A 12,110-nucleotide genomic window follows, 5' to 3' on the forward strand; every position below is an offset into this window, starting at 1 on the left:
TGCGCAAATCACAATGATGACTGATTGGCGGCTGACTCAAAGATAACCAGCCTGGCCTGAAGGGCGGTATAAAGGCATCGGCCGCGACTATTGGCCCTAGTGGGACAGCGCAAAACTCGTAAGGATCTGTGCGGTAACCTCGGGTTTTTCCAGCATCGGTATGTGATTGCAGCCGCTGACGGTGCTGCTGCTGATTGCCGCGGAGTGAGTCAGTCCATCACGCAGGCTGTCCAGCGCAGACACATCGATGATCTTGTCGTCACGGCACCACAGGCCAAGCACCGGCATGGTGAGATCACCTAACCGGTTCTGCACGGCGAGATATTGCGAAGGCTCGCTCAGCTCCTTGAAGGTTTGCGCGATGAACGATCGATCGTCCTGATTGCGCTTGATCAGCACATCGACGAAGCGACCGGGCAGGTCCATCGGTTTCTCCAGCGCCAGGGCGGTCATTCGGGCAAAGCCGGCGCGGTCGTCAAAGATAAACGGGTCTTTGCCGGCCATCGCGTCGCGGGCAAACGCGTTTTCCTTGTACTTGAGGCCGAACGAATCGATCAGCGCCAGCTCGCTGACGTGCTCAGGATTCTCGGCGGCATAGACGCCGGCAATCGCGCCGCCCATCGAATGGCCTACCAGGATGAAGCGCTGCAGCTGCAACGTTTGTACAAAGGTCTGCAGGCGCGCCGCCTGGGCATCCACGTTGTAGCTGGCATCGGCCACGCGCGTTGACTCGCCCCAGCCAGGCAGATCGGGAATGATCAGATGGAAATGCGGCGTCAGCAGTTTGGCCGTTTCCAACCAGACCTCCTTGCTGTCACCCAGGCCGTGCAGGAGCACGATGGTCTGACCTTGACCACCCTCGTAATACACCCACTTCGTATCGCCCGCCTGCACCGAATGCTTGTCCAGATTCGCCGCCATCGCCTGGCGCGTGAAATTCGCCTGCATCAGCCACTGCGGCGCGAACAGATAGCTACCGCCCAGAACGATGATCAGAATCGCCGCGATCAACGCGAGAAATTTCAGCCGTCGTAGAAGCAGCCGTTTCCAGAGGGGGCGCGTAGTGGGCGTGGTTGATGCAGGTAGAGCCATGGTTGGATTCTTCGGGGTTGTTTGGATTAGTCAGTCAATGCCGAGCTGTTTCTTGTGCAGAGCGAAAAACAGGGCGCTTATTTGTCTGCCGTTTTTGCCGAGGCAAAAATGGACTCCACGGCCTGCTGCGTTAGCGGGTGATAGCCGGCCTTGGCCTTGGCGTAAACCTGCTCGGCATACGCGAGGCCATCGGGTGTTTTGGCGAAGGCCTTGTAGAGCGGCAGGGTGAGATACAGCCGCCCGATGCGGGTCATGTGTTCGGCTGCAGCCGACCAGACGTCCTTATCGCCGGAGTCGATGGCGTGGGTGTACCAGCGCATGCCGATCTCCGCGTTCGGCGTGCCGGTAAGGTGCCAGGCGGCGTCGAGTTCCTTGATCTTGGGCAGCGGTGTGACGTCGGGCAGGCGGTCGAGGAAATACATCCATTCCTGTGTGTTCCAGCCCTTCGCATCGAGCTTGTCGGCGGTGAGTGTGTCGCTCAGGAACGCGCTGCGCTCCTTGTCGATCGCATCGAAGTGCGGCGAGTCGGGCAGCGGTGCATCTTTCGGGATGCCGGTGCCGTAGACCCAATCCTGCGCCTCGGACCAGCTCATCTTGCCGGGGTATTTCTCGATCAGATTGGGCTTCATGTAGGCGAGCATCTGTTCGGTGGTGATGCTCTGGAATGCGAAGTGGTTGAAGTAGCTCTTGAGGTACGTGTCGAAGGTGTCGCGGCCGAAGCGCTGCTCCAGCGTGCGCAGAAACCATGAGCCCTTGTCGTAGGCCACGGCAGAGAGCGAATCGTCGGCGCCGACACCGCGCGGATCGGGTGCCAGCTTCTGTGCGTTGGCCGGCATCGTGCCAATGTCTTTTTCCAGCGCGCGGGCGGAGAGCAGCGACTCCTCATCGGCCAGACCTTTGCCGTACAGTGCCTCGGTGATGCGGCCCTGCACGTAGGTTGTCACGCCTTCATTCAACCAGATGTCGCGCCAGCTCGCGGCGGTCACCAGGTTGCCCGACCACGAATGCGCCAGCTCGTGCGACACCAGCGACACCAGGCTCTTGTCGCCCACCAGCACAGTCGGTGTGGCGAACGTCATGTTGGGGTTCTCCATGCCTCCATATGGGAACGACGGCGGCAGCACCAGGATGTCGTAACGGCCCCAGCGGTAGGGGCCATACAGACCCTCCGCGGTGGCAATCATTTTCTCGGTGTCCTCGAACTCGTGCGCGGCCTTGCCGACCACCGAGGGTTCGGCATACACGGCCGAACGCGGTCCGGTTTCCTTCACCGCCAGGTCGCCGGCGGCAATCGCCAGCAGGTAGGACGGAATCGGATGCGGCTGATCGAAGTCGAACTTGCCGTCGAGCGGATGGTGAGCGTCGTTGATCGCGCTCATCGCCACGCGTACGTCCTTCGGCGCGGTCACATGCGCGGTGTAGGTAAAGCGGATCGCTGGCGAATCCTGCAGCGGCACCCACGAGCGCGCATGGATCGATTCGGACTGCGAGAACATGAAGGGTAGTTTCTTGTCCGCCGTCTGTGACGGCGTCAGCCACTGCAGGCCCGACGCTTCGGGTACCGTGGTGTAGACGATGCGCACCTGCGACGGGTGTGTCGGCGTGGCGATGGTCAGCTTGCTGCCAAGCTGTTTGTCGCGCGATGCCAGCGCGTATTTCAGCGGCGCGGTCTTGCCATCGGCAGACACCGATTCGATCGAGGCAATTTTCAGGTCGCGTGTGTCCAGCACCAACGAGGGCGCCTTGGGATTCTTCCAGTTCAGCTTCAGCGTCGCCTGGCCATCCAGCTGCTGCTGCGGAAAGTCGATCGTCAGATCAAGATCCAGATGTGTGACCAGCACCTGGTCGGGTTGCGCGTAGGAGTGCGGTTCGGCGGCGTAAACGGCTATGGGCAGCGTCGACGCGGTAATGGCAAAAAGGGAAAGCAGGCGCATGCAAACTCCGGAACGGCCAAAACGTAAACGCCGAGTATGCCACTGCCGGGTTCAAGGCCGCCTGTGACGGAAGGCCTGTCCAGGCCGCAGACTCATCCGGGCGGGACGAGAAAACCTGGCTGAGCCTCAACGCGTGTGATCCAGGCACGAAAGTGCGGGTAGGGTTCCAGCGGCACGCCGACATCCTCGGCGCAAGTGGCGTAGGCGAACAGGGCCATATCGGCGACGGTGTAATGCGAATTGTTGATGAACGGCCTCGTCGCCAGCTGATGATCCAGAATGGTGAGCGCGCGCTGCGCCGCTGTGCGCATGCTTTCGATCAACTCGGGTGAACGTTTCTGCCATTCGCCGGCATGCATCCAGTAGCGCAGCGTGCCAATTCTGGATTCCACCTGTTCCTGCTCGAAGCTCAGCCACTGCAAAACCTTCGCCCGTTCGAACGAATCGTCCGGCAGATAGGGTGTGCCATCGGCGAGATACACCAGAATCGCGTTCGACTCGGCCAATGTGCGCCCATCGTCAAGCTGGATCGCGGGCACCTTGCCGGTGGGGTTGATACGAAGGTATTCGGCACGCTGGCCTTCGCCCTCGAAAATATCCACCGACACCGTCCGGTACGACTGACCCAAGTGCTGGAGCAGCAGGCGAACCTTCCATGCATTGCGGGAGAGTGGATAACTGAACAGGGTTAGCATCGTTGGGACAAATCGTATGGCAATAGCGATGAGTTGTTTGTGCGGACAAAGTGCCGCTTATCCAAGTCTTGCCGCGAGCTAATTTCGCTCTGTTTGAGCTGGCAGCGGTCAGCGCGATATCAGCGCCTCGCGCCAGACATCGGCAATATCGCAGGCGTTCTTGACCGGGCAGATGATGTCGTCGCGGTCGTGGATGTGGGTGGGGATGCCGCGGGTTTTGTCGAAGTCGTGCCGCAGGCGACTTAAATTTATCCGGGTGTTATTTACTTTTAATTATACCCGGATATAATTAGTGTCTTCTAAGCCGGGATATTCCGATGACAAGCGCGCTTTCGCCTTCATGGACGGGTTTTGACGGGTACGACTGCATAGCCTCTGGTCCGCTTCAGGCGGTCGCGATGGCAGTGAAACATGCCATCGAAAAGGGCGCTGTTGGTCCGGTACTTGTCTTCGACGACAGCTCTGGCCAGCAGATCGATATCGACACGAGGGGGGCGGATGAAGAAGTGGCCACCCGGTTTGCAAACACAGGGGCAATGGATGCGGGCGAAGGGACGGCACAGCATGGTCTCTCCGCACTTCCCACGGAGCATTCGGCTGGATCGTCGCTTCCGGCCGACCAACGGCGGGGACGGGGGCGACCGAAATTGGGCGTTGTGGCCCGAGAGGTAACGTTGCTACCACGGCATTGGGAATGGCTGGCGGCACAGCCCGGCGGTACGTCCGTGGCTTTGCGCAAACTGGTTGAGGAAGCTCGGCGCGTCCGCAGTCACAAAGACAAAGCTCGCAAAGCACAAGAGCGTACCTACAGTTTCATATCTGCGCTGGCGGGAAACCTCGCGGGTTTTGAGGATGCTGCCCGAGCACTGTTTGCGGATGATCGGCCCAGGCTGGATGGACTCATTGCCAGCTGGCCGCAAGACGTGCGTGACCATGTCATCCGGCTTGCCTCCAGCGAGGGCACGCAAGTCTCGCCATCAAAGCCGGATGAAAGGGCAGTCGCCAAATGATGAATCCTTCTCAGAAAACAGCCGTCCAAACCACGGACTCACTCGCGCCAGCCAGACTTCAGCAGGAGAGTCGCAACGTAACGATGCTGCCTCGTCATTGGGAATGGCTGGCTCTTCAGTCACGCAGTGCAAGCGGGACACTGCGCCTGTTGATCGACGACGCGCGTCGCGACCGAGACGGTGCGTACCGTGTGCAAGAATCGAAAGAGAAGTGCTATCAGTTCATGCGTGACATGGCCGGTAATCGATCTCATTTCGAAGAAGCGATTCGAGCCCTGTTTGCAGCCAACGCTGCCATGTTCCACGAGAAAATTGCGCTATGGCCTGCAGCTATCCGGGAGGAAATCAGCACCCTGTCAGCGCCGGTATGGGCAAGCGTTACTGAAGCGGAGAGTGGGTCGTGACGGACAAGGCCCGAAGAAAAGATCTCAAATTGGCCTACAAACTGGCCTTGCCGCGAATGGGCATATTCTCCATCAGTAACGCGATCACTGGCAGGATGCTGCTGGATCAAAGCACCAACCTGACAGGTTCGTTGAATCGCCATCGGATGGAGCTTCAATTGGGCGTCCACCGAAATCGGTTATTGATGGCGGATTGGCGTGAGTACGGGGAAGCGCGATTCTTGTTCGAGGTGGTCGAACAAATCCAGGAACGCCCCGAACCTGATTTCGACTATGCGGCGGAACTCGTGCGACGGATAGCATTCTGGCGAGCCAGGATACCTCTCGGCTCGTCAGGTTCTTACCTATGAGGCAGCTGGTATCGGCAGTTCAGCTCTTCTGCTGGTATCCATAGCTGAAAAAGGTGCAGAAAATTATCTAGACGTAGCGATCCGCCAGCCGCTCCGTGGCCTGCACCAACTGATCGACGATCGCCGGCTCGGACGCGGCGTGTCCGGCCAGCACGATATGCAGCTTGGCTTCCGGCCATACCGCGGCGAGATCGCAGGCGTTCTTGACCGGGCAGATGATGTCGTAGCGGCCATGGATAATGGTCGCGGGTATATGGCGAATCTTGTCGACGTCGCGCAGCAGCTGATCGGGTTCAAGCCAGCAGTGGTTGCGGAAGTAATGCGCTTCGATGCGCGCCAAACTCACGGCAACTTCGGGCGCGGAAAAACTGGCTTCGGTTTCGGGGCTTTCGGCCAGCGTGATCGCGCCACCTTCCCACGCGCCCCACGCTTTTGCGGCGGCGAGGCGAACGGATTCATCATCCGAGGTGAGTCGGCGCCAGTAGGCTTCCATCATCTGGCCGCGTTCGTCGGCAGGAATGGCGTCGGCGTAGCGCTGCCATTTTTCGGGCAGGATCCATGACGCGCCGCCTTCTTCGTAGAACCAGCGAATTTCTGCCGGCCGGCACAGGAAGATGCCGCGTAGCACCAGCCCGAGCACGCGCTCGGGTTGCGTCTGCGCATACGCCAGCGCCAGCGTGGAACCCCACGAGCCGCCGAATACCACCCAGCGTTCGATGCCTAGTTGTTCGCGGATGGTTTCGATATCGGCGACCAGATGCCAGGTGGTGTTGTCGGTGAGATCGGCGAACGGCGTCGATTGCCCGGCACCACGCTGGTCGAACAACACGATGCGGTAGCGTGCCGGATCGAAGAAGCGCCGGTGATAGGTGGCCAGACCTGCACCCGGTCCGCCGTGTAGAAACACCACGGGCAGTCCATTGGGATTGCCGCACTCCTCCACGCGCAGCGTGTGTATGGCATCGACGGCAATATGCTGTGTGCGGTATGGCTCGATCTCGGGATACATCTCGTGCATGCTCAACGCTCGGGTTCCGTCAGTGGTTGTCAGCTGGTCGGGAAATGCAGTGCTGCCGTGAGATCACCCGGCGGCGGGCCACCGGCGGCAACCATCGCTTCCTCGCGCATTTTCAGTCCTGGCAGTTTCTCCAGTCCGAAGCGTCGCGTGATGAAGCGTGCGATCGAGCCGGTGTCGTAGATGGTGTGATCCACGTGGCCGCGTTTGGCAAACGGTGACACGACGATGGCTGGGATGCGCGTGCCGGGCCCCCAGCGATCGCCCTTGGGCGGTGCGACATGATCCCACCAGCCACCATTCTCGTCGACCGTGATCACCACCAGCATGTTTGGCCACTGCGGACTTTTCTGCAGCGCATCGACCATCCGCGCGAGGTGACGATCGCCGGCTTCGATGTCGGACGAACCGGCGTGCATATTGAGATTGCCTTGCGGTTTGTAGAACGTCACCGGTGGCAATTTGCCGGCGGCGACGTCGACCAGAAAACGATTTCCCGGCGCGGTTTCGCCCAGCCCACCATCGCGCAGGTGCTGGCGTCGCGCCTCGCTGCCTGGTGCAAGGTTGACGTAATAATTGAACGGCTGGTGATGCGGTTGAAAGTTGGGTTCGTCCGGATAGTTGTCGAGCGGGCCATCACCGTGTCCATCGAGTGCCGCCTGCCACGCGCCGCCGTACCAGGCCCAATCCACCGATTTGGCCGACAGCATGTCGCCGAGATGCTTGTGCGTCTGCGGCGGGCAGGTGGCGGGATTGCTGGTATCGGCGAACGCCGGATTATGCGGATCGATCTTGAAACTGGGTGAGTACGGCGGCCCCATGGTGTTCACGGCCCAGAAATCCGGCGTGAGCATATTGGCGGTGACAAACTTGGCTTTGCCATCCATCGCGCTGGCGGGTGAATCATCGGTCAGCTTGAGTCGATGGTCGGTGGCTTCACCACTCTCGGTCACCGCGATCCTCGCCTTGGCCACGCTCTGTTTCGCGTTCGGATAGAACGGCGGCTGCGCGGCGATCAGGTATTGATGATTGAGGAACGAGCCGCCAAACGCACCCATGAAGAAGTTGTCGCACAGGGTGTACTGCTCGGCCAGCCGCCACAGTCGCAGGTTGACCGAGCTGTCACCGTAATGGCCCATCAGCATGGCGCCGCTGTCGCCCCAGGCGACGAAGCAATCGTTTTTTCCACCGTTGATCTGTAGCTGATTCTGATAGAACGCGTGAATCAGATCACGGGTTACCAGGCCGTGTGGCAATGGTTCGCCATCCGGCGTGTGCAACGCGAACGGTGCGTTGGGCAGGCCGGTGATATCGGCTTCGCCAATCTGGTAAGCACGATGATTCACCACCTGCTTGTGCGGCACCAGACCTTGCCAGATCGGCGGCAACGTCTGTAGTAGATCGCCGTTGCGATCGCGCTGCAGATAGTCGTCAGGCTTCAGCGCGCTGAGCGGTTTCTCCAGCCCGGGGAAATCGGCGAACAGGTTATTGAAGCTGCGATTTTCCGCGTAGAGCACCACCACGGTATGGATGTGTTCGCGCAGCAGCGCATCCAGCGCGCCATCGGGCAATGGATGCGTTGAGTCAGATGCAGAGACGCTGGCCACATGACCGCCAGCGATTGCCGCACCCGTACCACCGAGCGCTACGCCGACTCCCGCGATGGCCATTCCACCAAGCAGGCGGCGGCGCTGTGGGTTGGGCAGATGCTCGTCGTTGGCGACGGGTGGTTTGTCGGAAGGTTTGTCAGTCATTTGATCAATTACCGCGCTGGTGTGGCGTTTCAGGACTTTGGTACGGTCTCGTCATAGAAGCGCGACAGATCGGCCTTCACCTGCTTCAGTGCATCCACGTCGAAATAAATCATGTGGCCGGAGGGATAAAAACCGAATTCGATGTTCTTGCTGATCGACGGGTCCAGGCCGAGGTGGCCGAGATCGAATTGCGTCGCGTAAAAGGGCGTCGCCAGATCGTAATAGCCGTTCGCCGAGAACACTTTCAAATGCGGGTTGCGTCGCATCGCTGCAGCCAGGTCGGAGCCGACATACGGCGCCTGGGTGAAGCCGTGGCCTGCGCTGCGCTTCCAGTCCCAGCCGACGTTGATTACGCCATAGTTATTGGGAAGGTACGGACGCTCTTCGCTGAACTTCAGCTGGTCGCTGGCATACTGGTTGAACGCGGCGAGGTAGGCGCCGGTGGCCGCATCGCTGGCGGCGTCGCCCTCGGGTGTCTCACCTGCCGCATCGGGATCGATGCCTTCGAAACGGCCGTCCAGACGGCCAACCGTGCGGCGCTGATCGCGTAGCAGCTCCTTGCGGAATCGGCTGGGATCGATGCGCAGATTGGCGTCCTTGATGTAGTTCGGCGACAGGCCGATATACTGGCTCAGTTGATTGGCGACGCGATCGGCCTCGGCCGGCGTGATGGCGTCGCCCTTGGTCAGGGCCAGGGTGTAGTCGGTATTGGCGAACTGGCGCACGCCGGCGAGGAAGCTCGCGATGTCCGCAGGCTTGTTGGGAACCTTGTCGTGATACCAGGCAATCGCCGCCTCGGTTGGCAGGTTGACGATAAAGGCGTGGTCGTCGCCGGTGTTGGCCCAGACGTTGAAGTCGAGGATCGACGACATCAGCACCACACCATTGAACTCCATGCCCTGTTCCTGCAGTACCTTCACCAGTACGGCCGAGCGCGTGGTGCCGTAGCTTTCGCCGAACAGGAACTTCGGCGAGTTCCAGCGATGGTTGGTGCTGACGTAGCGCGTGATGAATTTCGCGAATGCGTCGGCATCCTGATCGATGCCGTAGAAATTCTTGCCTTCGGCGCCGCCGACCAGTTGCGAGTAGCCGGTGCCCGGCGCGTCGATGAAGACCAGGTCGGTCTTGTCGAGCAGGCTGTCGTCGTTGGCTACGGTCTGGTATGGCGGTGGCGGAATCGGTTGGTCACCCTTGTTGGCCACGCGCACCGGGCCGAACGAACCCATGTGCAACCACATGCTCGAGGAGCCCGGGCCGCCGTTGTACATGAAGGTCACCGGCCGCTTGCCCGGCTTGCCGTCGTCGACCGTGTAAGCAACATAGAAAAAGCTGACGGTCGGTTTGTCCTTGTCGTCCTTGATCAGCAACGTGCCAGCGGTGGCCTTGTAGTTGATGGTGCGGCCGCCGATGCGCACGCTGTGCTTGGTCACCACGCTGCGTTCGGGCGGAATCGGCTGGACATCTTTTTTGCTGTCCTTGTCGCTCTGCGCTTTGGCGTCGGCTGGCTTGTCGTCGTCGGCGTGCACGGCACTGCCGAGCGTCAACAGCAGGGCAAGGGCGAAGGGGGCGAAAATCTGTTTACGCATGGCGATCATTCCGTTTCGATAGGGTGCGGATCAACGCGCGGGTGCGGCGTGATCGTAGAAGCCCGACAAGTCGGTCTTCAGCTGCTTCAGGGCATCGGTATTGAGATAGATCATGTGACCCGACGGGTAATACAGAAACTGCAGGTTGCCGCGCAGCGTCGGGTCGAGGTTCATGTGCGCCAGATCGTATTCAGTGATGAAGAACGGTGTGGCGAAATCGTAATAACCGTTGACCGACAATACTTTCAGGCCGGGGTTGGTACGCATCGCATGCGCCAGATCACCGGCCACATACGCCGTTGGCAGGGGGCGGTGCTGGTCGGCGACCTTGTGCTTCCAGTCCCAGTCCTTGCTGATGTCGCCAAAGGTGGGGCGGTAATCCAGGTCGCTGTGGTATTTCAGCTGGCCGTCCAGATAATCGTGGAACGCGCTGACGAAGGCGCCGCTGATGCCACTGTCGGAGGCGTCGTAGTCGGGGGTCTCGCCAGCGGCGTCAGGATCGATGCCGGTGAAGCGGCTGTCGTAGCGGCCCAGCGTCAGGCGCTGGTCGCGCAGCAGCTCCTTGCGGAAGCGGCCGAGGTCGATGCGCAGGTTGGCCTCTTCGATGAATTGCACCGATAGCCCAGTATAGGCGGCGAGCTGACGCGCCACGGCGTCGCGCTGGTCGTCCGGCAGGTTCTGTCCCTGCGCCAGCGCGGCGGCGTATGGGCCGCGTGCGAACGTGCGTACCTGCTCGAGGAATGCCTTGAGATCCGCCGGCTTGTTCGAAATCTTGTTGTGGTACCAGGCCGCGGCGGCGTAGCTCGGCAGGTAGCCGATGTAGATCTCGTCATAGCCGGGCAGGCGGATACCGTAGTTGAGGATCGACGACATGATGATCACGCCGTTGAAACTCATGCCCTGGTCCTGCAGCGCATCGACCAGTGCCGCCGATCGCGTGGTGCCGTAGCTTTCGCCATACAGGAATTTTGGCGAGTTCCAGCGCTTGTTGATGCTGACGTAGCGCTGGATTGCGCGGCTGAACGCGGAAATGTCCTGATCGACGCCCCAGAAATCCTTGCCGGTGGCCTTGCCCAGTGGGCGCGAATAGCCGGTGCCGATGGCGTCAATAAACACCAGGTCGGTTTTGTCGAGCAGGCTGTCGCTATTGGGTACCAGATGGTACGGCGCCGCTCCGGTTGCTTCGGGGCTGGCGGTTTCGATACGCACCGGAGCGAACGAGCCCATGTGCAACCACACGCTCGAGGAGCCCGGGCCACCGTTGTAGAGGAACGTTACCGGCCGTTTTTCGGCCTTGGCGCCATCGATCCTGCCGCCATCGACGGTGTAAGCCACGTAGAACACGCTGGCCTGTGGCTGGCCCTTGTCGTCGCGGATGATCAGTGTGCCGGCGGTGGCTGTGTACTTGATCGTGTGGCCGCCGATGCTGACGCTGTGCTGTGTGCGGGTAGCGTTTTCGGTGCTCGGTGCCGTGGCGTCGTCTGTCGCGTGTTTTTTGCTGGCGTCGTTCTTGTCCGGTGCCGGCGTGTCATCGGCGTGGCTGGGGATGATCGGTGCCAGCGCAAGAGCGCCGGCCAGCAGCAAGGAAGTCAGGTAACGCATGGAAGCCCCGTTTCAACAAATCGTCTTCGAAGTATGCGTGGCGTGCCGCGATCGCGACCGTGACAAAAGTACTGGGTGCAAGTGTGTTGCGGCCCCTACCGCGACAACTCGTGCGCCACGTTCCACATCGCGCGGGTCAAGGGGCGATGTTCGTGGGGGGTCTGCAGCACGATCATGGTGATAGTGCTGATGCCCAGCTTCAGCAGCCGGTCGATCACCGCTTCCAGATGGGTCACCGACATCGCCACGACATGTAGCAGGGCGGAATCCTCGCCGGCCAGTCGTCGGCAGTCGAGCACTTCCGGGATGTCTTCCACCATGCTGCCGATGCGGGCGCAGGCGGCGCCATCGCAACGGCCACGCACCATCGCGCTGATCGCAAAGCCCAGCTGGCGTGGATCGATGGTGGCGCGATAGCCGCTGATGACGCCGGCTTCCTCCAGCCGCTTGACGCGTTCGGCGACTGCGGGTGCCGATAGCCGCACCATGCGTCCCAGCTCGGCATAGCCGCTGCGCGCATCACGTTGCAAGGCCTCGATCAGCTGCCAGTCCTTGGTATCCAGGGTGATTTTGGATTCCATCGAAGTACCTCCAAATTTTCGTTAGATAAAAGGTCAAGTCGACCAGCGGCCTTCGATTGATTATTCAGAATGGCTCGTTGCATGGCT

General features: G+C 60.6%; 11 protein-coding genes. 3 read left to right on the forward strand and 8 right to left on the reverse strand.

The window, feature by feature from the left end:
* Positions 1–96: 96 nt before the first annotated feature.
* The 3 genes from HDE79_RS02375 to HDE79_RS02385 form a co-directional block, all read right to left on the reverse strand.
* On the reverse strand, positions 97–1,092 hold the full coding sequence (locus HDE79_RS02375; protein ID WP_255488216.1) for an alpha/beta hydrolase: 996 nt from the start codon (positions 1,090–1,092) through the stop codon (positions 97–99).
* 77 nt (positions 1,093–1,169) lie between these two features.
* On the reverse strand, positions 1,170–3,026 hold the full coding sequence (locus tag HDE79_RS02380; RefSeq protein ID WP_184600315.1) for a M1 family metallopeptidase: 1,857 nt from the start codon (positions 3,024–3,026) through the stop codon (positions 1,170–1,172).
* Positions 3,027–3,118: 92 nt separating this feature from the next.
* Entirely contained in the window at positions 3,119–3,721 is a 603-nt protein-coding gene (locus tag HDE79_RS02385; protein WP_184600316.1) for a glutathione S-transferase family protein, read from the reverse strand.
* Positions 3,722–4,038: 317 nt separating this feature from the next.
* Here HDE79_RS02385 and HDE79_RS02390 point away from each other — a divergent pair, with 317 nt between their 5' ends.
* From HDE79_RS02390 to HDE79_RS02400, 3 genes are read left to right on the forward strand one after another with little or no spacing between them, the layout of a single operon-like run.
* Positions 4,039–4,731, forward strand: a complete 693-nt coding sequence (locus HDE79_RS02390; protein WP_184600317.1) for a DUF2239 family protein — start codon at positions 4,039–4,041, stop codon at positions 4,729–4,731.
* Positions 4,728–5,135 (forward strand): DUF2239 family protein, encoded by a 408-nt coding sequence (locus HDE79_RS02395; protein WP_184600318.1) that lies wholly within the window; start codon positions 4,728–4,730, stop codon positions 5,133–5,135. The genes HDE79_RS02390 and HDE79_RS02395 overlap by 4 nt, the downstream gene beginning before the upstream one ends.
* Positions 5,132–5,485, forward strand: a complete 354-nt coding sequence (locus HDE79_RS02400) for a GIY-YIG nuclease family protein (protein WP_184600319.1) — start codon at positions 5,132–5,134, stop codon at positions 5,483–5,485. Before HDE79_RS02395 ends, HDE79_RS02400 begins: the two co-directional genes overlap by 4 nt.
* Before the next feature lie 67 nt (positions 5,486–5,552).
* On the opposite strand, the gene pip is transcribed toward HDE79_RS02400, so the two are convergent.
* From pip to HDE79_RS02425, 5 genes are all read right to left on the reverse strand, one after another.
* Positions 5,553–6,503 carry a prolyl aminopeptidase gene (gene pip / locus HDE79_RS02405; RefSeq protein ID WP_184600320.1) on the reverse strand — a complete coding sequence of 317 codons (951 nt, stop codon included), beginning with the start codon at positions 6,501–6,503 and terminating at the stop codon, positions 5,553–5,555.
* Positions 6,504–6,532: 29 nt separating this feature from the next.
* Positions 6,533–8,254 (reverse strand): acid phosphatase, encoded by a 1,722-nt coding sequence (gene acpA / locus HDE79_RS02410; RefSeq protein ID WP_184600321.1) that lies wholly within the window; start codon positions 8,252–8,254, stop codon positions 6,533–6,535.
* A 29-nt stretch (positions 8,255–8,283) separates the two neighbouring features.
* Complete coding sequence (locus HDE79_RS02415) at positions 8,284–9,840, reverse strand: peptidase S10 (protein ID WP_184600322.1); 1,557 nt, start codon at positions 9,838–9,840, stop codon at positions 8,284–8,286.
* Positions 9,841–9,870: 30 nt separating this feature from the next.
* A complete protein-coding gene (locus HDE79_RS02420) occupies positions 9,871–11,442 on the reverse strand; it encodes a peptidase S10 (protein ID WP_184600323.1) in 1,572 nt (523 codons plus the stop codon).
* 95 nt (positions 11,443–11,537) lie between these two features.
* Positions 11,538–12,023, reverse strand: coding sequence for an Lrp/AsnC family transcriptional regulator (locus tag HDE79_RS02425; protein ID WP_184600324.1), 486 nt, complete (start codon positions 12,021–12,023; stop codon positions 11,538–11,540).
* Between the last annotated feature and the right edge of the window lie 87 nt (positions 12,024–12,110).

Source organism: Rhodanobacter sp. MP1X3 (assembly GCF_014207165.1).
In the GTDB taxonomy this organism is placed as follows: Bacteria; Pseudomonadota; Gammaproteobacteria; order Xanthomonadales; family Rhodanobacteraceae; genus Rhodanobacter.